Annotated in this window: 24 protein-coding genes, 1 pseudogene and 1 riboswitch; of the genes and pseudogenes, 12 read left to right on the top strand and 13 right to left on the bottom strand. The window is 67.0% G+C overall.

What is annotated here, in order from left to right; genetic code table 11:
- The 6 genes from ABD678_RS06250 (at nt 1) to ribH (ending at nt 5,223) form a co-directional block, all read left to right on the top strand.
- Complete coding sequence (locus ABD678_RS06250) at nt 1-552, top strand: GNAT family N-acetyltransferase (RefSeq protein ID WP_344754829.1); 552 nt, start codon at nt 1-3, stop codon at nt 550-552.
- 56 nt (nt 553-608) lie between these two features.
- Complete coding sequence (locus ABD678_RS06245; protein WP_344754827.1) at nt 609-1,391, top strand: HAD family hydrolase; 783 nt, start codon at nt 609-611, stop codon at nt 1,389-1,391.
- A 139-nt stretch (nt 1,392-1,530) separates the two neighbouring features.
- Nucleotides 1,531-1,682: riboswitch (FMN riboswitch) on the top strand.
- Between the two features lie 79 nt (nt 1,683-1,761).
- Nucleotides 1,762-2,823, top strand: a complete 1,062-nt coding sequence (gene ribD, locus ABD678_RS06240) for a bifunctional diaminohydroxyphosphoribosylaminopyrimidine deaminase/5-amino-6-(5-phosphoribosylamino)uracil reductase RibD (RefSeq protein ID WP_344754825.1) — start codon at nt 1,762-1,764, stop codon at nt 2,821-2,823.
- A gap of 2 nt (nt 2,824-2,825) precedes the next feature.
- On the top strand, nt 2,826-3,461 hold the full coding sequence (locus ABD678_RS06235) for a riboflavin synthase (RefSeq protein ID WP_344754823.1): 636 nt from the start codon (nt 2,826-2,828) through the stop codon (nt 3,459-3,461).
- On the top strand, nt 3,458-4,744 hold the full coding sequence (gene ribB, locus ABD678_RS06230) for a 3,4-dihydroxy-2-butanone-4-phosphate synthase (RefSeq protein WP_344754821.1): 1,287 nt from the start codon (nt 3,458-3,460) through the stop codon (nt 4,742-4,744). The genes ABD678_RS06235 and ribB overlap by 4 nt, the downstream gene beginning before the upstream one ends.
- Nucleotides 4,741-5,223: a 6,7-dimethyl-8-ribityllumazine synthase gene (gene ribH / locus ABD678_RS06225; RefSeq protein WP_344754819.1), complete on the top strand. Its 483-nt coding sequence runs from the start codon at nt 4,741-4,743 to the stop codon at nt 5,221-5,223. Before ribB ends, ribH begins: the two co-directional genes overlap by 4 nt.
- Here ribH and ABD678_RS06220 read toward each other — a convergent pair.
- The 4 genes from ABD678_RS06220 to ABD678_RS06205 are packed head-to-tail and all read right to left on the bottom strand — an operon-like array spanning nt 5,220 to nt 9,923.
- On the bottom strand, nt 5,220-6,170 hold the full coding sequence (locus ABD678_RS06220) for an SDR family oxidoreductase (protein ID WP_344754817.1): 951 nt from the start codon (nt 6,168-6,170) through the stop codon (nt 5,220-5,222). The two genes, ribH and ABD678_RS06220, sit on opposite strands and share 4 nt — an antisense overlap.
- Nucleotides 6,167-7,093 (bottom strand): bile acid:sodium symporter family protein, encoded by a 927-nt coding sequence (locus ABD678_RS06215; protein ID WP_344754815.1) that lies wholly within the window; start codon nt 7,091-7,093, stop codon nt 6,167-6,169. Before ABD678_RS06215 ends, ABD678_RS06220 begins: the two co-directional genes overlap by 4 nt.
- Nucleotides 7,090-8,403, bottom strand: a complete 1,314-nt coding sequence (locus ABD678_RS06210; protein ID WP_344754813.1) for a flavin-containing monooxygenase — start codon at nt 8,401-8,403, stop codon at nt 7,090-7,092. Before ABD678_RS06210 ends, ABD678_RS06215 begins: the two co-directional genes overlap by 4 nt.
- Before the next feature lie 20 nt (nt 8,404-8,423).
- The gene (locus tag ABD678_RS06205) at nt 8,424-9,923 is read right to left on the bottom strand and encodes a hypothetical protein (protein WP_344754811.1); all 1,500 of its coding nucleotides are present in this window, start codon (nt 9,921-9,923) and stop codon (nt 8,424-8,426) included.
- Nucleotides 9,924-9,986: 63 nt separating this feature from the next.
- On the opposite strand from ABD678_RS06205, the gene mvaD reads away from it, so the two are divergent.
- The 6 genes from mvaD to ABD678_RS06175 all read left to right on the top strand — a co-directional run bounded on the left by mvaD (nt 9,987) and on the right by ABD678_RS06175 (nt 15,679).
- Nucleotides 9,987-10,985, top strand: a complete 999-nt coding sequence (gene mvaD / locus ABD678_RS06200) for a diphosphomevalonate decarboxylase (RefSeq protein ID WP_344754809.1) — start codon at nt 9,987-9,989, stop codon at nt 10,983-10,985.
- Entirely contained in the window at nt 10,982-12,067 is a 1,086-nt protein-coding gene (locus tag ABD678_RS06195; RefSeq protein ID WP_344754807.1) for a mevalonate kinase family protein, read from the top strand. Before mvaD ends, ABD678_RS06195 begins: the two co-directional genes overlap by 4 nt.
- Entirely contained in the window at nt 12,064-14,385 is a 2,322-nt protein-coding gene (locus ABD678_RS06190; protein WP_344754806.1) for a hydroxymethylglutaryl-CoA reductase, degradative, read from the top strand. The genes ABD678_RS06195 and ABD678_RS06190 overlap by 4 nt, the downstream gene beginning before the upstream one ends.
- A gap of 143 nt (nt 14,386-14,528) precedes the next feature.
- Complete coding sequence (locus tag ABD678_RS06185; RefSeq protein WP_344754804.1) at nt 14,529-14,882, top strand: hypothetical protein; 354 nt, start codon at nt 14,529-14,531, stop codon at nt 14,880-14,882.
- A 45-nt stretch (nt 14,883-14,927) separates the two neighbouring features.
- Nucleotides 14,928-15,314 (top strand): YidH family protein, encoded by a 387-nt coding sequence (locus ABD678_RS06180; RefSeq protein WP_344754802.1) that lies wholly within the window; start codon nt 14,928-14,930, stop codon nt 15,312-15,314.
- Nucleotides 15,299-15,679, top strand: coding sequence for a DUF202 domain-containing protein (locus ABD678_RS06175; RefSeq protein WP_344754800.1), 381 nt, complete (start codon nt 15,299-15,301; stop codon nt 15,677-15,679). The genes ABD678_RS06180 and ABD678_RS06175 overlap by 16 nt, the downstream gene beginning before the upstream one ends.
- On the opposite strand, the pseudogene ABD678_RS06170 reads toward ABD678_RS06175, so the two are convergent.
- The 9 genes and pseudogenes from ABD678_RS06170 to ABD678_RS06130 form a co-directional block, all read right to left on the bottom strand.
- Nucleotides 15,676-16,536 (bottom strand): annotated as a pseudogene (locus ABD678_RS06170) (formylglycine-generating enzyme family protein); the annotation flags it as partial. The gene ABD678_RS06175 and the pseudogene ABD678_RS06170 sit on opposite strands and share 4 nt — an antisense overlap.
- Before the next feature lie 146 nt (nt 16,537-16,682).
- Complete coding sequence (locus tag ABD678_RS06165; RefSeq protein ID WP_344754798.1) at nt 16,683-17,513, bottom strand: ABC transporter permease; 831 nt, start codon at nt 17,511-17,513, stop codon at nt 16,683-16,685.
- Complete coding sequence (locus ABD678_RS06160) at nt 17,510-18,388, bottom strand: ABC transporter permease (RefSeq protein ID WP_344754796.1); 879 nt, start codon at nt 18,386-18,388, stop codon at nt 17,510-17,512. Before ABD678_RS06160 ends, ABD678_RS06165 begins: the two co-directional genes overlap by 4 nt.
- A complete protein-coding gene (locus ABD678_RS06155) occupies nt 18,385-19,356 on the bottom strand; it encodes an ABC transporter ATP-binding protein (RefSeq protein ID WP_344754794.1) in 972 nt (323 codons plus the stop codon). The genes ABD678_RS06160 and ABD678_RS06155 overlap by 4 nt, the downstream gene beginning before the upstream one ends.
- Nucleotides 19,357-19,437: 81 nt before the next feature.
- Complete coding sequence (locus ABD678_RS06150; protein WP_344754792.1) at nt 19,438-20,664, bottom strand: ROK family protein; 1,227 nt, start codon at nt 20,662-20,664, stop codon at nt 19,438-19,440.
- 15 nt (nt 20,665-20,679) lie between these two features.
- Complete coding sequence (locus tag ABD678_RS06145; protein WP_344754789.1) at nt 20,680-22,227, bottom strand: glycoside hydrolase family 5 protein; 1,548 nt, start codon at nt 22,225-22,227, stop codon at nt 20,680-20,682.
- A gap of 35 nt (nt 22,228-22,262) precedes the next feature.
- The gene (locus ABD678_RS06140; RefSeq protein WP_344754787.1) at nt 22,263-23,153 is read right to left on the bottom strand and encodes a carbohydrate ABC transporter permease; all 891 of its coding nucleotides are present in this window, start codon (nt 23,151-23,153) and stop codon (nt 22,263-22,265) included.
- Entirely contained in the window at nt 23,140-24,021 is an 882-nt protein-coding gene (locus ABD678_RS06135) for a carbohydrate ABC transporter permease (RefSeq protein ID WP_344754785.1), read from the bottom strand. Before ABD678_RS06135 ends, ABD678_RS06140 begins: the two co-directional genes overlap by 14 nt.
- A 100-nt stretch (nt 24,022-24,121) precedes the next feature.
- Nucleotides 24,122-25,369 carry an extracellular solute-binding protein gene (locus ABD678_RS06130; protein WP_344754783.1) on the bottom strand — a complete coding sequence of 416 codons (1,248 nt, stop codon included), beginning with the start codon at nt 25,367-25,369 and terminating at the stop codon, nt 24,122-24,124.
- Nucleotides 25,370-25,415: the final 46 nt, after the last annotated feature.

Raw genomic sequence — 25,415 nt, 5'->3', positions numbered from 1 at the left:
GTGCAGCCCTTCACATTGGAGGCTGGGCCACTCCTGCTCGACCAGCCGGTGGCCGCGGATGTCGACGCGATCGCACGGTACTGCCAGGATCCGGTCTTCGAGCGGTTCATGACCCTGCCCTGGCCGTACGAGCGCAAGGATGCCGAATTCTTCGTGAATGAGTACGTTCCCGGCGGATGGTCGCGCGGCGACGAGGTCACCTGGGCGATTCGCGAGGGCGGCGAATTCCTCGGGGTCGTCGGGCTGCGCGAAACCAACTCGATGATCGGTTTCTGGCTCGGTGCCGAGCACCGAGGCCACGGCTACATGCCCCTCGCGGTATCCGCCGTCGTCGACTGGGTGTTCACCAGCCGCTGGCTCGAGAGCATCCGTTGGGAGGCGGTCGTCGGGAACACCGCCTCGCTCGCCGTCGCGCGCAGGGCCGGTTTCCGTTACACGGGGGTCGAGCCCGCCATCGTGGTCCGCCGTGACCGATCCCGTCCCGACTCCTGGCAGGCGGTGCTGCACGCGGCCGACGATCGCACCCCGAAGCCCGGCTGGCCCGGCACCTGAACCGTGCCCTGCGCCCCCAGCCGCCGCGTGAACGAAAACGAAGGAGAGACGACCGGATGACGACCACCCCGGCGCAAAACGGTGCGGCATCCGTCGGTTCTCCTTCGTTTTCGCTCGTACTCTTCGACCTGGATGACACGATCTTCGCCCACGCTGAGGCCGTCGGTCTCGGAGTCACGGCGCATCGTTCGGCACTGGGCGGCGCGTTTGCCGACGCGGACGAGACCACCGAACTCGACCGGTGGCACGCCCTCGAAGAGGAGCACTATCACCGCTACCTTGCAGGCGAGATCGACTTCTTCGAGCAGCGGCGGGCACGAGTGCGGGGATTCGTCGCACCCTACGGGGTCGAACTCGACGATGCCGCCGCCGATCGCTGGTACAGCGATTACTATCTCGAATACGAGAGGGCGTGGGCACTGCACGACGATGCTCTACCCTGCCTCGAAACGCTGAAGCGAGCCATTCCGGGTGTGCGGTTCGGCGTCGTGACCAACGGCGAACTCGAGTACCAGTCGCTCAAAGTCACCGCCGTCGGGCTCGACGGGTTATTCGAGCATCTGATCGCTTCGGGCGAGCTCGACTTCGCGAAACCGGATGCCCGCATCTTCGAACATGCATGCTCGATATTCGAGGTCGAACCCGCCTCTGCCGCTTACGTCGGTGACCGCTTGCACACGGATGCGATCGGCGCCACGAGTGCGGGGTTGACCGGTGTGTGGCTCGACCGCCAGGGAACGGCGACTGCGGAGGATCTTTCCGCGGCCACGGCATCCGGAGTCCTCGTCATCCGATCCCTCATCGAACTCCCTCCACTGTTGGCCGGCCACACCATGTGAACGAAAACGAAGGAGATCGGCCGTGACGGCGATCCATTCGGCACGTTCTGGTGCGCAAACGCCGGTTCTCCTTCGTTTTCGTTCACCACCCGGGCAGGAATAATCCGGGCGCGGGGGCGTTGGTAGACTTTGTAACAAGTACGTGCTCCGGGGTCGGTGAAAGTCCGAACCGGCGGTGACAGTCCGCGACCCGCGACCGGCCAAGGCTGGGAGCGGTTGAGCCGGTGGAATTCCGGGACCGACGGTTATGAACCAGTGGTGGTTCTCAGTCCGGATGGAAGGCAGCACGAGTGAACGCGCGAGCGTTCATAGCGCTTGGCGTTCGCGCGAGCGTTCCCGGAGTCCGTCTCGATGAGACACGAGGAACCGGATGACCAGCCAGGCGATCGAAGACGCGATGCGTCGCGCTCTCGAACTCGCCGAACGGGGGCCCGCGAACGGGGTCAACCCGCAGGTCGGTTGCGTCATCCTCTCCCCCGACGGCGACATCATCGCCGAGGGCTGGCATCGGGGGATCGGCACCCCCCATGCCGAAGTGGATGCGCTCTCCAAACTCTCCCCCGACAGCTCACGCGGCGCGACCGCGGTCGTCACCCTCGAGCCCTGCAATCATCTCGGTCACACCGGTCCCTGCAGCGAGGCGCTCATCGCGGCCGGCATCGCGAAGGTCTTCTACGCCGTCTCCGACCCGAACCCGGCGGCATCCGGTGGAGCGGAACGACTGCGCCAGGCAAGCGTCGAGGTGACCGGCGGAATGCTCGCGGATGCCGTCAGCGAGCTCCTGCACCCCTGGCTCACCGCGACCCGGCTCGGCCGCCCCTACGTCACACTCAAGTGGGCGTCGAGCCTCGACGGCCGTGCTGCGGCATCCGACGGCACGAGCCAGTGGATCACCGGCGAGACGGCGCGGGCACACGTGCACCAGCAACGGGCGGCGGCCGACGCGATCATCGTCGGCACCGGCACCGTGCTCGCCGACGACCCGAGCCTCACCGCACGCGATGCCGACGGCGGGCTGCTCGCCGAGCAGCCGGTCCCCGTCGTGATCGGCAAGCGGGCGGTGCCCGCCGGCGCACGGCTCCATGGACACCCGAAGCCGCTCATCGCGACGGCGAGCCGCGACCTCGAGACCGTCCTGCGCGGGCTGTATACCCGTGGCATCCGGCACGCTTTCGTCGAGGGCGGGCCGACGCTCGCGAGCGCATTCGTCGCCGCAGGGCTCGTCGACGAGTACCTCATGTACCTCGCGCCAACACTGCTCGGCGGGCCGCGTCTTGCGCTCGGCGATCTCGGGATCGGAACACTCGCGCAGGCTCGGCGGTTGAGCATCGTGGGCGTGGAGCGGCTCGGGGAGGACATTCTCGTGAGGGCGCGTGACGTCGATGCCTTTGCGAGCGACCGGGTCGACCAGCAGGAAGGCAAGGAGAGGTAACCATGTTCACTGGAATCATCGAGGAACTCGGCGAAGTGATCGACTGGCAGTCGTCGGAGGATGCCGCGCGCATCACGGTGCGCGCACCGCTCGCCGTCTCGGATGCCGCCCACGGCGACTCGATCTCGGTCAGCGGCGTATGCCTCACCGTGGTCGACCAGGGTCCGGACTGGTTCACGGCGGATGTCATGGCCGAGACGATCCGAATGAGCACCCTCACCGCGCCGAAACCCGGTGACCGCGTGAATCTGGAGCGCGCGGCGAAGGTCGGCGACCGGATCGGCGGACACATCGTGCAGGGTCACATCGACGGGACGGCTGAGGTGCTCGCGGTCACCGAGGGCAGCGCCTGGCGCGTGGTGCGGTTCAGTCTCGCGCCCGAACTCGCGCGCCTCGTCGTGCGCAAGGGCTCGATCGCCCTCGACGGCGTCTCGCTCACCGTCAGCGCGGTGGGGAGGGACGACGACGACGCCAAGTCCAGCGATTGGTTCGAAGTGTCCCTGATCCCCGAGACTCTCGCGGTGACGACCCTCGGCCTCAAGCACCCGGGCGACCTCGTCAACGTCGAGACCGACATCCTGGCCCGTCACGTCGAGCGGATGCTCGAGACCAGCGCAAACGAGAGGAGCAGGTCATGAGCCTCGCCGACATCCCTACGGCGCTCGCCGAACTGCGCGCCGGCAAGCCGGTCATCGTCGCCGACGACGAGGGCCGCGAGAACGAGGGCGACGTCATCATCTCCGCGGAGCTCGCGAGCCAGGAGTGGATCGCCTGGATGGTGCGCCACTCGTCCGGGTTCATCTGCGCACCGATGACCGACGAGCTCGCCGATCGGCTGGCCCTCCCGGTCATGGTGCTCGACAACGAGGACCCGCGCGGCACCAACTACACGATCACCGTCGACGCCGCCGACCGGTTCAGCACCGGCATCAGCGCCGCCGACCGCGCCCACACCCTGCGCGTGCTCGCCGACCCGGCGTCGACTCCGACCAGCCTGCACCGCCCTGGGCACATCCTGCCCCTGAGGGCGATGGATGGCGGGGTGCGTGAGCGCGCCGGCCACACCGAGGCGGCGGTCGACCTCATGAAGCTCGCCGGCCTCACCCCGGTGGGGGCGATCTCCGAGATCGTGCAGGACGATGGCGAGATGATGCGTCTGCCCGGCCTCATCGAGCTCGGTGAGGCCGAGGGGGTGGCGGTCATCACGATCGCCGACCTCATCGAGTATCTGAACGCGCAGAATGCGAGCACGGATGCCTCGGTCGCCCCGGCCCCGGTCGACTCGATCGCGGAGACCTCCCGGGTGATCTTCGAAGTGGAGACGACGGTGCCGACCGTCTACGGGGAGTTCCGGTTCCGCGCCTACCGCGACCGGATGACCGGGGCGGACCACGTCGCCGTCATCGCCGGCGACCCGGGCGACAACCCGATCGTGCGCGTGCACTCCGAGTGCCTCACCGGCGAGGTGTTCGGCTCGCTCAAGTGCGAGTGCGGGCCGCAGTTGAACGAGTCGCTCGAGCTCATCCAGCGCGACGGCGGAATCCTCGTCTACCTGCGCGGCCACGAGGGTCGCGGCATCGGGCTCGTGAACAAGCTGCGCGCCTACAAGCTCCAGGAGGGCGGCCTCGACACCCTCGACGCGAACCTCGCGCTCGGCTTCCCGGCAGACCTCCGCGACTACGGCGCTGCGGTCGCGATCCTCGAGGATCTCGGTGTCAGCTCGGTACGGCTGCTCACCAACAACCCGGACAAGGCGAAGCAGCTCGCCGCGCACGGTGTGACGGTGAGCGAACTCGTCCCCCTGCTCGTCGGCGTGGGCGAGTTCAATCACGGCTACCTCGACGCCAAGCGCGACCGGATGGGCCACCACCTCCCGGCGGACATCTCGAATCTCATCGAACTGGAAGGACACCCGTCATGAGCGGCGCAGGATCCCCGAACCACCCCGACTCCCCCGCCATCGACGGTACGGGCCTCAAGGTCACGATCGTCGCCGGCCGCTGGCACGACACGATCGCGAACGGGCTGCTGGCGGGGGCGCATCGCGTGCTCGATGTCTCCGGCGCGGAGATCACCGAGGTACGCGTGCCCGGCAGCTTCGAGCTGCCGGTCGCCTGCAAGGCGGCGCTCGAGGCGGGGGCGGATGCCGTGGTCGCCCTCGGCGTCATCATCCGGGGCGGCACCCCCCACTTCGACTTCGTCTCGAATGCAGCGACGGATGGGCTCACCCGCGTCGCCCTCGACACCGGCAAGCCGGTCGGGTTCGGGGTGCTCACCCTCGACGACGAGCAGCAGGGCATCGATCGTGTCGGTCTGCCGGCCTCGAAGGAGGACAAGGGTGCCGAGGCGGCATCCGCGGCCCTGGAGACGGCGGTGCTGCTGCGCGCCCTGCGCGGCTAACGTCGGCTTCTCGCGACCTTCCACGCCTCGAGCGCCTCAAGGCTCGTCTTCTTCGGTGAGTAGCCGAAGTCGTTCTTGAGCCGCTCGTTGCTGAGCACCGGACGGTAACGGAGAAAGCCGACCTGCTCGGGGCCGTACCTGGTGGCCCGCAGCAGCTTGCCCACCGCGAGCACCGTTGTCAGCAGCCAGGCGGGCAGCACCGTGAGCTTCTTGCCGAGCATCCCGGCGAGCTCGTGCACGGTCACCGCACCGTCGCCGGCGAGGTTGAAGATCCCGGCAGGGCCGTCGGTCGCTGCGCGCACCATGCAGGCGACGACATCCTCGTCCCAGATGAACACGAACGGACTGTCGGACCCGGCGATGGCGAGCACGCGCCGCCGCTCGAACAGGGCGGTGATCTGGTTGTCGACGGTGGCCCCGAGGATCGTGCCGATGCGGAAGACCACTTGTTCGAGCTCCGGATGCTGCTCCCGCGCTTCGGCGAGCAGGTTCTCGACGAGGCGCTTGTGGTCCGAGTAGGCGAATTCGGGGTTACCCCGGATCGCGTCCGTCTCGATGATCCACTCAGGATTGTCGCGGTGGTAGCCGTACGCGGCACCGCTCGAAGACACGACGATTCGGCGCACTCCGGCGGCCAGGCACGCGTCCAGCACATGGCGGGTGCCGTCGACATCCACCCGGTATTCCTGTTCGCGGGTGATGTGCGGGCCGGGGTTCATGATCGCGGCCAGGTGAACGACGGTGTCGATCCGGTGTTCGCGCATCGTGGCCTGGAGCTGCTCCGGCTGCGTGATATCGACGTGTTCGTAGACGACGCCGGCGACGGTACGCGTCGGGTCCCGCACGTCACCGCTCACCACGACGTCGACTCCGGCCGAGGCGGCGAGGCCTGCAACGACCGAACTGCCGAGAAAGCCGTTTCCCCCGGTGACCAGGACCCGCGTCATGCCGGTACTGCAGCCTTCTCCCGATTCTTCCGAACGGTGAAACGCGACCAGACCGTGGCGAGCGCGAGGCCGGCGACGATGTCCCAGATCCCCCACCAGCCGGCGACGATCGCCATGCCGCCGAGCCCGTCGAAGAACGCGAAGACCAGGCCGAGACCGAGACCGGCGTTCCGGATGCCGACCTCGAACGTGACCGCCTTCGTGCTCGGCACATCCAGTCTCGTCGCCTTCGAGGTGGCGTAACCGAGGGCGAGGGCCACGGCGTCATGAAGGAACACCGCGAGGAGCACGACCCCGATGTAGGCCATGAAGTAGGCCCAGTTCCCGACGAGCGCGAACACGATGAAGGCCAGCAGGGCGACGAGGCTGATTCCGCGCACCCACGGCTGCACCTTCGCGGTGAGGGCCGGCCAGCGATTGCCGATGAGGATCCCGAGCGCGAATGGGAGGCCGATGATGAGGACGATCTTCAGCAGCATGTCGAGCGCGTCGAGTTGCACGGCCTCCAGAATCTTCGAGGCCGTGGGGTGCAGGCTCCCCCAGAGTGCGAAGTTGAGCGGCATGAGGAAGATCGCCAGAAGGTTGCCGATCGCGGTCATCGACACGGAGAGCGCCACGTTCCCGCGGGCCTGGTTGGTGAGCACCTGCGAGATGTTCCCCGGCGGGCAGCAGGCGACCAGGATCATCCCGAGCGCGATCGATGGACCGACCTGCAGCAGCAGTGTGAGCCCGAATGTCACGGCCGGCAGCAGCAGGAACTGCGCCGCGATCGCCACGGTGATCGCCTTCGGCATGGTGATGACGGCCTTGAAGTCCTCGACCTTCACGGCGAGTGCGATGCCGAACATGATGAGGGCGATCACGATGTCCAGCGCCAGAAGAGACCCCGGGTTGAAGTTGAGGACGACGTCGTCGATGTTCACGCTGGACCCTTCAGTCGGCGGATCTGCTTCTTCACCTCTCGACGGTAGGCGTCCTTGTTGACGTAGTACGACATCCGTTCGAGCGCGAGGTAATGGTATCCACCCGTGAGGTCAGGCCATCGCCTGGCGAGCTGATTCTCGAAATCTCGTTGCGCCGAACCATCCGCCGCCAGATAGCGTGCCAGAAGCTCCGCCTGCTCGTAGCGGCCCTGCCAGCCGAGCCCGGATGCCTCGACCATCCCGAGCACGTAGATCCCGTTCGGCATCGGCTCGCCGGTGTCGCTGCCGAAGATGTTGAGGAAGAGCTTCGGTGCCATCCCGGTCCAGTTGAGGTGGCGACGATCGAGGAACGGGTAGTCGAGAACGTACCCGGTCGCGAGCATGATGAGGTCGTAGTCGTCGCTCGTGCCGTCCGCGAAGTGCACGGTATCCCCATCGAAACGGGCGATATCGGGCCGGATGCGCAGGTCGCCCTGCCCGAGGTGCTGCAGCACGAGCGTGTTGACGATCGGATGGGACTCGTAGATCCGGTAGTCAGGCTTCGGGAATCCGAACTTCGCCGGATCGCCGGTGAAGAGCCGCAGCACGTGAGTGTCGACCCACTGCTTGATCCTGGCCGGCAGCGGTCTGCCCTGATTGAGCGTGTCGGCGGGGCGCCCGAACAGATATTTGGGCACGAAATAGTATCCGCGCCGGACACTCAGGTCGATGCTCGCCGCGTGATGCACGGCGTCGACGGCGATGTCGCATCCGCTGTTACCCGCGCCGATGATGAGCACGCGTTTGCCCTCGAAGACGCGTGCCGACTTGTAGGCGCTGCTGTGGAGGAGTTCGCCGCTGAACGTACCGGGAAACGCCGGGATCGACGGTTCGGCCAGAGTTCCATTGGCCAGAATCACACCCGCATAGATCTCGCTGCCCGCCCCGTCGGGGCCAGTCCAGGTCACCCGCCAAGCGCCACCGACCGGTTCCACCGATGTCACCACCGTGTCGAAACGGAAGCGCCGGCGCAGGTCGAATTCCTCGGCGAACGCCGCGAAATAGCGACGCAGGTCTGCGTGCCCCGGGTAATCGGGCGTGCCGGGCGGCATCGGAAACTCGGCGAACTGTGTGGTGGTCCTGCTCGAGATGAGGTGCGCGGACTCGTACATCGTGCTGCGCGGGTTATCGATGTTCCACAGTCCACCGACCTCGGATGCCGCTTCGAAGCCGTCGAAGTCGATGCCGAACCTGTCAAGATTGCGCGCGCCGGCGAGGCCGGCCGGACCCGCACCGATCAGGGCATAGCGAGGCGTCATCCCGTGGGCCATGCGCGGATACCCTTCGGGGATCAGTTGCTCGTCGGAACGTATCGGTAGAACTCGACCCCGAGATTGTGGAAGTCAGGGCCGTCGACGGTGCCGATCGATTCGACCACGAACTCGCCGCTCGGCGGTACAGGCACGAGGTCGCTCGAACGTCCCTCATGCAGGGCCAGATACTGCGCCTCGGCGAGGTCCACGGGGTCGCCCAGCGCCTCGGCGAAGTTGATGCGGCTCGCCGCCTCCCGCCAGCCATCCGCGACGCGCATCGGGATCGCCTCAGCTGCGTCGCCGCTGCCGTAGCCGAGCGCGAGCCAGGACTGCCCAGCGATGTCGATGCCGTCATCCGCAGCCTGCCGCAGCCCGGAGGCGAGCCAGGCGGGCAGCGCGGCGGAGTACAGGTTGCCGAGGTCGCGCATCGCATCCGCGCCGAGGCTCAACTTGTCGACGACGAGCGACTGCCACAGGTCGAGCCCGCGCAGGTGCTGCCGGAGCTTGCGCGAGAGCGGGAAGACGTCACCGTCGCTCGCACCGGTCACGATCGACTCGTCGAAGGGCGAGGCGGTATCGAGCTCGTGGAGCAGGGCATCCGCGTCGACTCCGGATGCCGCACAGTACTCGCGCAGCTGCGCGCGCCCCTCGTCGTCCGCGGCGAGCGCGAACAGGTAGGCCATGACCCAACCGGTCGTCGGCATCTGGGTATACGGGCGATGCATGAAGACGCGGTCGACCTGACTGAAGTAGTCCACAGGGCGTCCACCACGCTTGGCGAGCATGGCCGCCATCGCATGGTGGGTCGCGTCGATGTAGCAGCTCGTGGAGTACCGGCCGTTGAAGACCGGGAGGTCCTGCATCTGGCCGTCGTCGCGGGGTGCCTGGCGGAAGCGTGCGAACGGCTTGCGGAAGTCGACCGTGCGGTAGTCGGAGTCGCTGCCGCCCGCGGCGATGTCGACCTCGAGCAGTCGTGCTTCGCCGTCGACGAGCATGGCGACCGCACCGGCGCCCTGGGTCGGCTCACCCGTGCTGCCGAGCGCGTACTCGGCGATGTCGGCGGAGACGACGATTGCCTGCCGGCCGGCGCCATCCGCGGCGAGGTAGCGCAGGGCGGCCTTGAGCCCGTAGACACCGGCGAGGCAGGCGTGTTTGAACTCAGGAACCTCGCAGTCGCGCGCGAGCATGGGCATGCCCTTCGCCTCGAGCGCGTCGTTGATCATGCCCTTGACGATGATCGCCCCAGCGGAGTTGTCGCTGCTCGACTCGGTGCCGAGGGCGAGCATCCCGATGCGCTGCGGGTCGAGCTCGTAGTCCTCGATGAGGCGCAGCACGGCGTTCGCGGCGAGCGTGTAGACGCTCTGGGCCGGCCCGCGCATCCGGAAACTGCGGCCGACGACGCTGCGCGTCTTCTCCCACGACTCGTCGTTCCAGGCGCACCAGTCCTGCAGTTGCACGCGGTACGGGGGCAGATAGAGCGACAATCCACTGATTCCGGGGAGCACGCGGTTCCTTCGTTCGGGCGGCGGCGAGGCCACGGTCACGATTTTAGCAAGCAGGTGGGAGGCTAAAATGTTCACCAACGCGATCGGAGCACCACTGTGGACGGGACCATCGGCGGTGACCTCACTGCTCGGGCTCGCGCGCACAGCAACATCGCGCTCGCCAAGTACTGGGGCAAGCGCGACGCGACCCTCAACGTTCCGGCGGTCGGGTCGATCTCGATCACGCTCGATGCCCTGCACACCGACACGACGGTGAGCTTCGACACGGGCCTCGCCGACGATGAGTTGTGGCTGGATGGCCGGGAACAGCCGGTCGGCAAGGTCGCTGTCGTACTGGACCTGGTGCGCGAACGCGCCGGGCTCGACCTGCGCGCCAGGGTGGTGTCGGAGAACAACTTCCCGACGGGGGCCGGCCTCGCCTCCTCCGCATCCGGGTTCGCTGCACTCGCCGTCGCAGCAACGGCGGCCGCCGGGATCGAGGCGACCCCCCGCGAGTCGTCGGTGCTCGCCCGACGCGGCTCGGCATCCGCCGCCCGGTCGATCTTCGGCGGGTACGCCGAGTTGCACGCCGGATCCTCCCCCGACGGAAGCGATTCCTTCGCCGAACCGCTGCTCGAGGGGGAGGCCTGGCCGCTCAGCGTCGTCGTCGCGATCACCGATCCGGGGCCGAAGACGGTCTCCTCGACGGCCGGAATGCAGGCGACGAGCGCGAGCTCCCCGTTCTACCGCCCGTGGGTCGAATCGGCTCCGGCCGGGCTCGACCGGATGCGGGCCGCCATCCTCGCCCACGATCTCGAGACGGTCGGCGAGCTCGCCGAGCACAGTTGCCTCGCACTGCACTCGATCATGCTCACCACCCGGCCGGCCCTCATCTACTGGAACGCCGCAACCGTCGCCGGCATCCACGCCGTGCGGGCGCTGCGCGCCGGAGGACTGCCGGTGTACTTCACGATCGACGCCGGGCCGCAGCTCAAGGCACTGTGCCGTCCTGAGGATGCGGCGGCGGTCTCGGCCGCACTCGCCGCAATCCCGGGGGTCGCCGAGACGAGGACGAGCACGCTCGGCCCGGCCGCCAGGGTGGTGTCGAAATCGTGAGTGCGTCGGCCCGCACGACGACGTCCACACGAGTGACGGCGACCGCCCCGGGAAAGCTCTTCCTGCTCGGCGAATACGCGGTGCTGCACGGTGCTCCGGCGCTGCTCCTGGCCGTCGACCGGCGTGCCGCCGTCACGGCGACCGTCGGCGGGGGCGGATCGCCCGGGTGGCGGCTCACGGCCCGCGAACTCGGTATCGAGGCGCTCCTCCTCGGGGATGACGGGGCGCTCCCCACGAACCTGGCCCCCGAGACGCGGGAACCCCTGGCGCTGTTCGATGCCGTCCGGCGGGAGGTCGCCGCCCACCTCGAGAAGCTCGATGTCTCCCCGGATGCCGGCGTCGACATCCACATCGACACGTCGCCCTTCCAGCAGGACGGCCACAAGCTCGGACTCGGCTCGAGCGCGGCCGTCGCGGCCGCCCTCACCGCCGCCCTGGCCGCCGCCCTCGCCTCCGTTCTGTCGCGCTCGCGCGGGGTCGACCTCGCCCGTGACGAGCTCTTCGCGCTCGCCGACGCCGCCCATCGACGTGCCCAGGGCGGATCGGGCAGCGGCGGTGACGTCGCCGCGAGCGTGTACGGCGACCGCATCCTCTACACCCGGGACCAGCCACCGGTGCACGTCGCCTGGCCGGACGGTCTCGATCTCTTCGCCGTCGTGACCGGCACCGGCAGCAGCACCGTGGATCTCGTCGCCCGCGTCGCCGACTACGGCCGCCGCGACCCCGAAGGCCACCGTCGCGACCTCGACGCCCTCGCCGAGCTCGCCGCCACCACGAAGACAGCCCTTGAAAACGCCGGCTCCTTCCTCACGCTCGCTGACGACTACTTCCGCGCGCTCGAGACGCTCGGTCTCCACTCGGGCGCCGACATCGTCACCGATCGCCACCGCGAACTGCGCGCGCTGGCCGCCGCATCCGGGGCCGTCTTCAAGACCACGGGCGCGGGAGGTGGCGACTTAGGGCTGGTGTTTGCCAAGCTGGAGGCGACGGACGAACTCCAGTCCGCGTTCGCCCATGCCGGAGCCGCCGTGATCCCCATTCCCACCAGCCTCGATGGGGTCAGGATCGAGGCTGTCGCATGACGAGTTCGCGCATTCCGCGCTTCTACCAGCTGAGCGTCGAAGAGCGTCTGAGGGAGTTGCGCGACCGGGGCATCATCGGCCCGGAGGACTACGAGTCGCTCAGCACCGGCTCCTATATCCTCACCGCGATCAAGGCGGACCGCCTCACCGAGAACGTCGTCGGCGTGTTCTCGATGCCCATGGGGTTGGGGCTCAACTTCGCGATCAACGGGCGCGACTACCTCGTACCCATGGTCGTCGAGGAGCCCTCGATCATCGCCGCCGTGAGCTCCGCCGCGTTGATCGTCCGTGAGGCGGGCGGCTTCACGAGCACGGCCGACGACCCGCTCATCATCGGCCAGGTGCAGGTGCTGGATGTCGCCGATCCGGATGCCGCCCGCCGCAGCATCCTCGACGGCAGGCAGCGCATCCTCGACCTGGCCAACAGCACGCACCCGAACATGGTGGCGCGCGGCGGCGGCGCGCTGGACGTCGAAGTGCACCTGCGCGGCGCGAGCGCCGGCAACGGCGAGCTTCTCGTCGTCCACCTCGTGGTCGACAGCCGCGATGCGATGGGCGCCAACCTCGTCAACACGATGTGCGAGGCGGTCGGCCCGCTCATCGAGGAGCTGAGCGGCGGCCGGGTGTTCCTGCGCATCCTCTCCAACCTCACCGACCGGGCGATGGTCCGCGCCCGCGCGGTGATCCCCGCCGCGAGCCTCGCCACCGAACACTTCGGCGGGGCGGATGTCCGGGACGGCATCGTGCTCGCCGGCGAGTTCGCCGAACTCGACATCTACCGGGCCACCACCCACAACAAGGGCATCATGAACGGCGTCGACGCCGTCGCGATCGCCAGCGGCAACGACTGGCGGGCCATCGAGGCGGCGGCGCATGCCTGGGCCTCGACGAGCGGCCGCTACCAGCCGCTCACCCACTGGTCGGCGGATGAGGCGGGCAACCTGGTCGGTGAGATCGAACTCCCCCTCAAGGTCGGAACGGTCGGCGGCCAGGTGCAGTCGAACCCGGCCGTCCGTCTCGCCTACAACATCCTCGGGACCGGCTCGGCGAAGGAGCTCGCCGAGGTCATGGCCGCCGTCGGGCTCGCCCAGAATCTCGCCGCGCTCAAGGCGCTCTCGACCGAAGGCATCCAGCCGGGACACATGCGGCTGCACGCGCGCAGCGTCGCCGTCGCGGCGGGGGCGAGCGAGGACCAGTTCGAGGAGGTCGTCGAGAGGCTCGTGGCGAGCGGCGACATCAAGGTGTGGAAGGCGCAGAAGATCATCGAAACACTCAGGGGCGGCGCGACCGCCACCGGCACCATCGATATCGCCCCGATCATCGCCGCGAGCGTCGACCCCGCGCAGAATGTCGGCTACGGCAAGATCATCCTCCTCGGCGAGCACTCGGTCGTGTACGGCTATCGTGCGATCGCGGCACCGATCAACCTCGCCATCCGCGCCGAGGTGACGCGGCCGGCAGCCGTGGCTGGGGCCCGACCGGATGCCGCCGCGAAGAGCGAGCTCGTGATCTCCGGCTGGGACTCGGACCCCGCCGCCCACAACCCGGATGGCGCCGCCCTCGCCGAGCGCGTCGCCACGCTCATTGCGGCTCGCCTTGGTGTCGCCGACACTCCCGTGCGCGTCGAGGTCTTCCCCGAGCTCCCAAGGGCGAGCGGTCTCGGCGCATCCGCAGCACTCGCCGTCTCGGTCATCCGGGCGCTCGTGCACAGCTTCGGGCTCTCACTCAGCGAAGAGGAGATCTCGCAGCTCGCCTTCGAGTGCGAACAACTCGTGCACGGCACGCCCTCCGGTATCGACAACACGGTCGCGACCTTCGGTCAGACGATCCTGTTCCGGAAGACGGATGCCGGCAACGAGATCGAGGAGCTCGACATCCCGGTGCCCATTCCCGTGGTCGTCGGCCTGACCGGGGTCCGCTCTCTCACGGCCGACACCGTCGGACGCGTGCACGCCGGGTGGGAGAAGAACCCGCAGCACTACGAGGCGATCTTCTCCGAGATCGACGGGCTGGTCGGCACCGGCGTCGAAGCGCTCCGCCGCGGCGACCTGCCGGCGCTCGGCGAGGTCATGAACCTCAACCACGGCCTGCTCAACGCGCTGCAGGTCTCGAGCCCGGAGCTCGAAGCGCTCGTCGACCTGGCTCGACGGTCCGGCGCGCTCGGTGCGAAGCTCACCGGTGGCGGCGGCGGAGGCGCGATGATCGCGATCGCCGAACCCGGTCGCATCCACTCGGTCGCCAACACGCTCGATGTCGCCGGCTACCAGACCTACCTCACCGAGATCAGGACTTCGCCGAACGGTAGAGTGAAACGGTGACCTTCAACTTCTCCCGCATCCTGCTCACCCTGTGCGCCCTCGGTGCGATCGTGCTCGCCGGTGCCTGGGTGTACGTGGTCTTCTTCGAGGCCTGATCCCGTGCCGACTGGCTCGGCAGCACGCGCTCTGGGAGGATGATCGGCATGGACATCCTTCTCGGCATCATCCTCATCCTTCACTTCATCGGCCTCGCCTCCCTGCTCGGCGGTGTTCTCGTCCAGGTCAAGGATGCGATCGCCGGCAAGGGTCGTATCGTCGCGGCCATGATCCACGGCGCCCTCACCCAGCTCGTGACCGGCGTCGCGCTCGTCGGCCTCATCCAGATGGGCGGCGGCGAGATCAACAACACCAAGATCGCCGTCAAGCTCGCCATCGTGCTCATCATCACGGTGCTCGTGTTCCTGTTCCGCAAGAAGAACCCGGTCGTCTCCTGGGCTATCTGGGTCATCGGCGCGCTCACCATCGCCAACATCGCCATCGCGGTGCTCTGGCATTAGGGCAGGGGCCGCGCCTCGGTAGAATCGGTGCGTGAGGTATCAACGATGACAAACGACGGCGGGACGGTCCGGCGACGGTTCCCCCGGCGCGTATATGGGTCTGGTGCGGAACCTGATGCACGCTTCAGTCTCGCGAACGAGCGCACCTTTCTGGCCTGGATTCGCACCTCACTCGCGCTCATTGCGGCCGGTGTGGCGCTCGAGGCATTCGCACTTCCCATCACGCCGGGATTCAGGTTGGCAGCATCACTGCTCCTCATCCTCCTGGGCATCGGCGCGCCGCTTCAAGCCTGGTTCGGCTGGATGGCCGTCGAGCGCGCTCTGCGACTCGAACGGTCGCTTCCGGCGCCGGGACTCGCGGGACCGATCGGTATCGGTGTCGCGATCGCTGGGTTGCTTCTGGGTGTCGGATTGCTGTGGGAACTCGGCTGATCCAGACCGTGATCGAGCTGCCGGATAGACCTTTCGACCTCGGCCTTCAGGCCGAGAGGACCGCACTGTCCTGGCAGCGTACGACGCTCGCGCTTGCCGTAGGCATCCTCATCGCGGCGCGACTGCTCGCCGAGATCTCGATCGTCCTGAGCTCCACTGTTGCCGGGGTCGGACTAATTGCCACTTCGCTACTCTTCTTCGTCGGGTATCGCCGCTACCGATCCGCCCACCGCGCCCTGGTCGCCGCGGCGGAGGAACGCGTCGCCTTCTCGAAGGCTTTTCCACTCTTCGTCTGGGCGCTCGCCGTGTTCTGCCTCGCGATCGCCGGCCTGGGCTTCGTGCTCACGGTGACCCTGGGGCGTTAGAGCGCGACGGTTCGGAAGCCCGCGTTGCCCATCGAGGAATCCGGTGTGTTGGAGGAGCGCGCCGAATTGCGATACCGGTTGCAGTAGGAGTCGTGACACAGGTAGGAGCCGCCGCGCAGCACCCTGGCGCTTCCGGTATCCGGGCCACGCGGATTCTCCCGCGGCGAGCGCTCGTAGTACCGCGGCGAGTACCAGTCAGAGCACCATTCCCAGACGTTGCCCACCGTCTGCCACAGGCCGAAATCGTTCGGAGAGAACGTTTCCACGGGTGCGGTCGTGAGCCATCCGTCATCGACGGTGTTGACCCGGGGAAATGTACCCTGCCAAATATTGCACTGCCACGCACCAGAGTCCGTCATGAGTTCATTGCCCCAGGGGTAGACGTTGCCTTCCCGTCCACCTCGGCTCGCTCGCTCCCACTCCGCCTCTGTGGGTAGCCTGCGCCCCGCCCATTCACAGTAGGCGACGGCGTCATTCCAGCTGACGTGCACTACCGGGTGGGATCCCAGATACTCAAGGCCGGAACCTGGGCCGCCGGGATGCGCCCAATCCGCACCCGTAACACCCAGCCATCAGGGCGTCCCCCGTGCGGAACTCATGATATTTGACAAATCCGTCTCCACCGCGAGGTGAAAGACCGCGGAGAAGCCAAAACTCTCGGCCTCAGTGCGATATCCGGTCTCGGCGATGAAGAGGGCGAACTGATCGTTGGTGACGCTCGTGGCGTCGATCTCGAACGTCGGCAATAAAACCTCGTGGACCGGTGTCTCGCCGTCGCCGGCGTTACCGTCGTCCGTCGAATCGCCCATGGAGAAGGTGCCGGCAGGAACTCGTGCTTGTTTTATCATGTGCTGGGAGCGTCCTATGCCAGGAAGTGCGGACTCCCTGACAACCTCCGCCGTGTGGCCGACACAGTGCTGGCTCGGTGTACAGCAATCAGGGTGGCCGTCTAGATGTCCCATGAGCATGATTATTCCAGAGCTGGTCGGCCCGGCCTTGTTGCTCAGTTCAGGAACAGGACCTTGAGGCGCCTGGTCGTGAGCGTCATCCCGATGAGGATCATGACCACGAAGTAGAGCACGTGCCAGATCATCGCGGGTGACAGGAGACCCGTCGTGAGACCGCGCACGAGCTCAACCCCGTGCCAGAGCGGCATCGCCTGGATGAGCCACTGCATCCACTCGGGGTAGACCGTGATGGGGTAGAAGGTCGCCGAGAGCAGGAACATCGGCAGCATGATGAAGTTGATCCAGTCCATCTGCTGGAACGTCTTCATGTAGCTCGTGATGCCCATCCCAAAGCTCGCGAACGCGAATGCGATGAGCACGACCGCTGGCAGGGCGAGGATGGCGGTCCAGGCGAGGTTGAGGCCGAGCACCTGCATGACGATCATGAACCCGCACGCGTAGACGGCACCCCGGGCGAGGGCGAGCATGATCTCCCCGAGTGCGACATCGAACGGGCCGAGCGAGGTGGCGAGCATCCCGTCGTAGATCTTCCCGAAGTTCATCTTGAAGAAGACGTTCCAGGTCGAGTCGAAGACGGCGCCGTTCATCGCGGCGACCGCGAGCAGCGCCGGTGCGATATAGGCGGCATAGGGGATGGTAGGACCGCCGGGGACCTGGACGGATCCGATGTAGGAGCCCAGCCCGATCCCCATGGCGAGCAGGTAGAACACCGGCTCGAAGAATCCGGAGACCACGATGAGCCAGTTGGTCTTCGCCGTGGCGAGAACGCCGCGCTCCATGACCGAGCGCGCATTTCCGGCATAGAGCGAGGGCAGCAGGAACGGCCGGTTCACATGGCTCAACGGGGGCGCTTCGATGGTAGTCACTTGTTGAGCCTCCTCACGGCGAGACGGCGGGCCAGCCACCAGCCGAGAATGGTGAGTGCCACGAGGTAGACGACATGGATGGCGGAGAGCCAGATCGGCTCCTCGTAGCCGTAGGACAGCACCCGGGAGAGTTCGGTGCCGTGCCAGAGCGGCGAGATCCAGCCGATCCAGTGCAGCCACACCGGAAGCGTCGAGAGCGGGAAGAACGTGCCGGAGAACAGGGTCATCGGGATCACGCCGAACCGCATGATGTAGTTGAACTGGCCCTTGTCCTCCTCGAGGTGCGTGGCGTAAGCCATGAGCATCGTGCCGAGCGCCATACCGGTCATGACGCCGACGACGATCACCAGCCATCCGAGGGGGCCCGGGATCGCGCCGAACAGCAGCATGAACAGGTAGTAGACGATGCTCTGGGCGACGAGGCGGATGATGACCGAGTAGGTCACGCCGTTGATGATCTGGCCGCCCTGCATGGGCGCGGCATTCATGCCGAAGAAGGTCGGGTTCCACTTGAACCCGAGCATGATCGGGTAGCTGAACTCCTCGGTCGCTGCGGTGAGCGCGGCGCTGCAGAGAAGCGCCGGCGCGACGAAGATGAGGTAGCTCACCTGGCTGCCGCCCGCGCCCATGTTCGCGTCGACAAGGGTCGCGAGACCGACCCCGAGCGCGTACAGGTAGAGCAGCGGCGTGCCGATTCCGGTGGCGATCATCGTCTGCAGGTAGCCGCGCATGACCTTCAGGCGGTGCTCGGCGACGTACCAGCCGCCGTAGGCGCGGGGCTTGACGCCGGCGGCGATGGCGCGGGCGGTGGCGGTCGGGGTCTCGGCAAGCTCGACCGGAGAAGAAGAAGACCCGACCGGAGAGGAATGCGTCATTCGATGAGGCTCCGCCCTGTGAGCCGCAGGAAGACATCCTCGAGGCTCGAACGGCGCACGAGCGAGGTGAGCGGGTTGAGTCCGAGCTCGGTCACCTTTGTGAGCACCGCCTCGCCGTTGTCGCTGTAGACGAGAATGCGGTCGGGCAGCACCTCGATGCGCTCTCCGAGCTTCTCCACCTTCTTCGCGATGCTCGCGTTGCGGTCCGAGCCGAAGCGCAGCTCGAGCACCTCGCGCGTCGAATACTTCCTGATGAGCGACGCCGGCGACCCCTCGGCCATAATGGCGCCCTTGTCGATCACGACGAGCCGGTCGCACAGCTGCTCCGCCTCGTCCATGTAGTGGGTCGTGAGCACGAGCGTGGTCCCCTGCTCCTTGAGCCGGAACAGGCGATCCCACAGGATATGGCGCGCCTGCGGGTCGAGGCCCGTCGTCGGCTCGTCGAGCAGCAGGATGCGCGGGTTGTTGATGAGGGCACGGGCGATCGTGAGCCTTCGCTTCATCCCGCCGGAGAGGTCGTCGACGCGCGACTTCGCCTTCTCGCCCAGCTGGGCGAACTCGAGCAACTCGTCGGCCTTGGGGCCGAGGTAGCTGCGCGGCAGCCCGAAGTAGCGCCCGTAGACGAGAAGGTTGTCGCGAACCTTGAGCTCGGAGTCGAGGTTGTCGGACTGCGGGACGACACCGAGCTGGGAGCGGATCTCCGGCCCATAGTCGTTCGGGTCGAGTCCGATGATCGACAGGTCGCCGGATGTCCGGGTCGACACGGCCCCGATCATCCGCATCGTCGTCGACTTGCCGGCGCCGTTCGGCCCGAGGAATCCGAAGGACTCTCCGGGCGCGATCTCGAAGGAGATCCCGTCGACGGCGGCGAAGTCCTTGTACTTCTTGGTCAGGTTGCTCGCACTGATGACCGATGCGGCGGCGGTACCCGCGGAACGCGCGGTCGAGGAGGTCTTTGGCTCTGGCACGAGAGTCAAGAATAGTCGGTGCGGCCGACATCCTCTGCGGGAATCTGCGGATCCGACGAGGCGCGGTGGCGCGCCCGGTCGTCAGACTGCGCGCGGTGCCCTGATGAGCGTCTCGAGCGGCATGATCGCCGCTCCGAGTGCAACGGTGTCGCCGCCGAAAGTGGCGGCCAGGAGCTCGAACTGGCTCCCCGGCCGCTGGAGGGCATTCTCGCGAATGGCGGCATCGAGCCGCCCCGCAAGAGACTCCATGAGACGCAGCCCGACCCAGCCGCCGATGAGCACCCGCTGTGGGTTCTCCAAGTTGACCAGGCTGCCGAGCCCGGCTCCCAGAGTCCTGACGATGTCATCGACTACGGAGCTCGCTGCGGGGTCACCGGACTCCGCGGAGTCGATGAGCTCACCGAGCGCCCTCCAGCCCGTCCCCTCGTAGCGCCCCCCAGCCTCCGACCATGCGGAGAGGATGGCGTCGGCGCCGACATACGCCTCGATACAACCGCGCCCGCCGCAACGGCAGGGTCTGCCGTCGCGTTCGATCTTCACGTGGCCCCACTCGCCGGCACTGCTCATCGAGCCGTACTGCAGTTCACCACCGGCCACCACGCCGAGGCCGACACCACGACCCAGGAGGACCACTACGGCGTGCTCGACCCCCCGTGCCCCCCCGAACCACAGCTCGGCCTTCGCCTGCGCCTTCGCTCCGTTATCGGCGTACACCGCGATGTCGTGTGAGATGAGGTCCGCGATCGGGACCGGCGGCCATCCGAGGCTCTGCCCGTACAGCACCTGACGCCCGTCCGCCTCCGTTTCGACGATGCCCGGCAGCCCGAGCCCGACGCCGACGACCGACTTCCAGGCAGTGGGATTCCTCTCGCGGAGCGCACTGAGCGCGTCATCCAGATCATGCGCGATGGTCTCCGGACTCTCGAGCTCTCGCCCGCCACGGAACTCGCGGTCGACCCGGGCCATGCTGAGGTCGAACAGCTCGACCGCGACGCCGCGCTCACCGACGTCGGCACCGATCAAGTAGGCCCCATCCGGCCGGGGTTCGATCAGTGTGATCGGGCGTCCACCGCGTGAGGAGACCGACCCTGCCTCGAGAACAAGCCCCTCGCCGATGAGCTCGACGACGAGATTCGTCGCCGACGCCACCGAGAGCCCGCACTCGCGCGCGATCGTCGCCCGCGTGGTCTGCCCGGCGAGGATGATCTGCTTGAGCACCATGGCGCGGTTCCGCGCGCGGAGGGTGGTGACCGTGGCCGGCTCCCGGATGGGCGCACTGCCTCGCACTGACCCGACGTCGGCGATCATGATGCCTCGACGATATCAATCACTCCCGCGACCCCGCAGTACGATCCTGGCGAATGTCGTCGGCCGGGTGGCCGTCGCCCGAAGACCTCGTTCGGTGCGCGTGAGCTCCATCGCCGCAGGCTCCCCACCAGGGCCGAGCGCCTCCGCCGCACGGGCATCCGTCGCCGGGTCGAGCTCGAACTCGAGCCAGTCCCCCCGCTCGAGCTCGGCCACCAACAGTTCGTCCCTCGCGTACGCCCTCCCGTCAGACTGCCCGAACGGGTTCTCGGGCGACGCCCCGTCGACTGCGAAGCGCAGTGTCACGGCTTCCTGCCAACGGATGCCCTCCATCGGTCTCGCCGCACTCGTCGCGTAAGACTCGCCCTCGCCCCGGAAACCGAACCCCCACGCCGGCAGCACGGAGGGCGACTCGGCGGTGAGGGCTGCCACCAGGTCCGGTTGCCAGACACAGTTCTCGACTCGCATCGCCTCGAGCAGCTCGTCGAAGACGACGACCGCATCCGCGGTGCTCAACCGGGCTTCGCCCCCGATGCTGCCGATCACCTCCGGCCAGCGCACGGGCGGCACGACCGACAAGGGGGAGGTTCTCGTGTCGAGCTTCTTCCAGGGCCAGAAGTTCCAGCCGATGTCGTGAGTCTCGTACAGCCGGGTGGCGGTATAGATCCACTCCAGGGTGTTCTCGCCGCCCTCCCCCATGTAGATGGGCAGGCCGAGCCGCTCGCGCGTCTCGAGGAACGTCGAGATGCTCGCCTCGTCCGGCGAAGACCAGTACTTGTGGAACTGGAGCAGCGAGTTCTCGTCCCAGACCTCGGTGAAGATCTGCCAATTGGTCGCCCAGTGCGAACCCTCATAGACGATCAGGTGGTGCGGATCGACAGAACGGATCTCTGCAGTGAGGTCCCGGTAGAGGTCGATGAGCTCCACCGCGTACACGTCCTGCCACTCGTTGGGCAAAGGCTCATTGAGGAGGTCGTAGCCGAGCACGGTGGTGTCAGCCGCGTAGCGACTCGCGAGGTCGCGCCAGAGCCGCACAGTGTTGCGCCGGTACCGCTCCTCCATGAACAGTTCGGGCTTACCCCGCGGCGAGTCATCGATGTTCGTCCCGGTCTGGCCGCCCGGTGCACCATGCAGGTCGAGCAACACCCAGAGCCGATGACGGCGGCACCATTCGACGACCCGGTCGATGAGCGCATAACCGGCCTCGATCGGTTCCCCATCCGCCGTCTGCACAACCCTCGAGTTGATCGGCAGCCTCACGTGATCGAACCCGCTCTCGGCGATCCGCTGGATGTCCGCCTCGGAGATGAACGCCTCGCGGAAACGGGTCCAGAAGGCCTCGGCGGAGGATGCGCCGATGAGCCGCTCGACCAAAGACTCGATCTCGCGCGGCGACTCGGCGCCCTTTCCGAACTTCCACATGTAGCCCTCGGGAAGCAACCAGTTGCCGAGCCCGACACCGCGCAGGAGCACCTCGCGACCGGCTCCATCGACCAGTCGAGCACCCTGGGCCCGCACGAAGCCGTCGAAGGTCGCCGGTCGCGCGGCGAATCGCGGGGTTGTCACTACTGGACTGTCAGTCACGAAAGAGGGCTCCTGGATCACTTCAGGCCGGACAGGGCGAAGCCCTGGACGACGTACCGCTGGAAGACGATGAACACGATGAGCACGGGGACGACCATGACGGATGCCGCTGCCATCTGCAGCGAAGGGTCGACCGAGATCTGCTTGTTGAGGAGTGACAACCCCACGGAGAGCGTGTAAAGCTTCTGATCGCTCGCGATGATGAGGGGCCAGAGGAAGCTGTTCCAGCCGCTGATGAAGGTCAGCACCGCCTGCACGGCCAGGATCGGTTTCGACAGCGGGAGCACGACCTGCCAGAAGGTACGGAATTCACCGGCGCCATCCAGTCGCGCCGCCTCGAGCAACTCGGTGGGCACGGTCGACATGAACTGTCGGAAGAGGAAGATGCTGAATCCGCTCACCAGCGTGGGCAAGGCGATTCCGACGAGGGTGTTGGTGAGCTTCATGCTGTTGAGGATCAGGTAGGTCGGAATCATGGTCACCTGGACCGGGATCATGAGCGTGGCCAGCACAAGGAAGAACATCCAGCCCTTGCCGCGGAAGTCGAACTTGGCGAAGGCGTAGCCGGCCATCGCCATCAGCAGGATGCCGACACCGCCGATCAGGACGACGATGACGGTGTTGACGAGATAGCGACCGAAGTCGAGCTCGGTGAACAGCCGTACATATTGATCGAGGGTGGGGTTCTGCGGGAGCAGCTGCGGCGGGTAGGAGATCGACTCGCGGTGCGGCTTGAGCGACCCGCTGAGCATCCAGAACAACGGGAACGCCGTGATGACAGCCCCGATGGCCAGCGCGACCCCGATCGTGACCGACAGCGCCCGCCTGGATGCCCTGGTCGACTGTCGTGAGGGTTGCGACCGGGAAGAAGCCCCGACCGCGCGGCGACGCGAATCAATACTCGACATCGGCCCTCCGTCCGCGAAGCTGGATGAGCGTCACGACGGCGATGATCGCGAAGAGCACGACCGAGCCCGCGCTCGCGTAGCCGAACTGATTCAGCCGGAAGCCCTCCTTGTAGAGGAAGATCGACGCCGAGGTCGTTGTCCCGAGGGGGCCGCCGTCGGTGAGCACGAACGGCTCGTCGAAGAACTGCAGCCAGGCGATCATCGTCGTCACAGTGACGAAGAAGATGGCGAACCCGAGAAGCGGGATCGTGATCGACCGGGTCGTGCGCCACTCGCTCGCACCATCGAGTTCAGCGGCCTCGATGTACTCCCGGGGGACGCCCTGCAGCGCCGCGAGGAAGATGATGATGTTGAGGCCGGTTCCTCGCCAGATCGCCACGAGGGCGACCGAGAACTTGGCGAGCACCGGATCGGAGAGCCACTGGACCTGTTCGACGCCGATGAGGGACAGGAGCCAGTTGAAGAGCCCGAACTGGGTGTTGTACAGGTAGCCCCAGACCAGGGAGATCGCGACGATGCCGGTGATCGCCGGGACGAAGTAGAACGAGCGCAACGCGCGGGCGAACCGGCCTTCGCTGCGGTGGAGCAGGAGCGCGACGATGAGAGACAGGATGACGACCGATGGCACGCCTACCAGGACGAAGACGCCCGTGTTGAAGAGCGCCTTGCCGAAATCCGGATCTCCCAGGAGCTTCCCGTAGTTGTCCACCCCGATGAACTTCACGTTCGCCCAGTTCGCCAGGCCCGAGATGTTCATGTCGGTAAGGCTCACGAGAGCCGCGACCAGGATCGGGAAGACCCCGAAGACGACGAGAAGGAGCATCGCAGGGGACACCAGGAGGTAGGGGACCATCGCGGATCTCTTCATCTGCCCTCCCTCACTGCTTCCGTGATCGATGTGGTCGATGATGGCTTCGCCATCACCGACCCGGATGTGGGGCGCCCCGGCTCGGAGGCGCCCCATCCGGTCAGTTGATCGAGACGTCCTTCGTCTTCGCGTACAACTCGGCGAGCGTGCTGTCACGGTCTGCACCGGTGAGCACGATCGAGTTGAGCGCCGTCAGCAGGTCGGAGCCGACCCCGCCGTCCCAGTTGGGGACGAGCGGCAGCACCTTGGCATCCGCGAGCTGCGCCGAGTAGACCTTGACGAGCGGGTCGCCGGTGAGGCTGGGGTCCTCCAGGGCCGCCTTCACGGTCGGCAGCTCGCCGTTGATGGTGTACCAGCTGAGCTGTGTCGCAGGCTTGGAGAGGAACTCGAGCAGGTCGAGCGCGGCATCCTTGCGCGGGCTGTTGTACCACACGCCCATGTTGGAGCCGGCGAACAGCGAGGTCCCGCTCGAGGCCGCAGGCACCGTAGTGACGGCCCACTTGCCGTCGAGTTCGGGTGCCGCATCACTGATCGCCTTGGCGAGGTACGGCCCGCTCACGAGCATCGGAGCGATGCCGGAGATGAAACCCTGCGCCTGGTCGAAGTCGCTGTTGGTCGGAACGCTGCCATCGGCGTAGAGCCCGGTGTACAGGTCGACGGCCTCGGCGAACTCGGGGGTGTCGAAGTTCACGTTCCCGTCGGCATCGATGATGTTGCCGCCGAAGTCCCAGGTCATGACGACCGGCAGCGGGCTGTCCCACTGGGGAATGTAGTAGCCGTACTGTCCGCTGCCGCGCGCGGCAAGCGTCTTCGCGTCGGTCCGCAACTCGTCCCAGGTGGCGGGCGGAGAGTCGATTCCGTTCTCGGCGAGGATGTCCGTCCTCGTGAACAGCACGCGCGTGTCGCTCACCCAGGGGACGCTCACGATCTTCCCCGCCACCGCCGTCGCGGAACCCGCGACCCCGTCGGCGAAGTTCTCGGAGGCGAGTCCCGGGTGGGCCGCGAGCTCTCCGTCGAGTGGGAGCAGGGCTCCGGCATCCGCGAAGGTGCGGAGTTTCGAGAGACCGATCTGGACGATATCCGGGCCCGAACCGGAGGCGACCGCGGTCGTCAGGCGCTCGTCGATCCCATCCCAGGGGATGGCCACGACCTCGACCTTGGTTCCGGTCTCCGTGGTGAAGGGCGCGACGAGCTGTTCGAAGTTCGTGCCGGAGTCGCCCATGATCCACACGGTGAGCGGGCCGGACTGCTCACCGTCGCCCGAATCGCCGCCCGTGCATGCGGTGAGTCCGGCCGTCAGGCTCGCGACCGCGACGATCCCGAGGACCGTCTTTGCTGTTCTCTTCATTGAGCTATTCCTCTTCTTGTTGGTGTGATTCGCGGTGTGGTGCAGG

This window comes from Leifsonella bigeumensis, assembly GCF_039537265.1.
Lineage (GTDB): Bacteria > Actinomycetota > Actinomycetes > Actinomycetales > Microbacteriaceae > Terrimesophilobacter > Terrimesophilobacter bigeumensis.
This window is presented reverse-complemented; position numbering and strand designations above follow the sequence as displayed.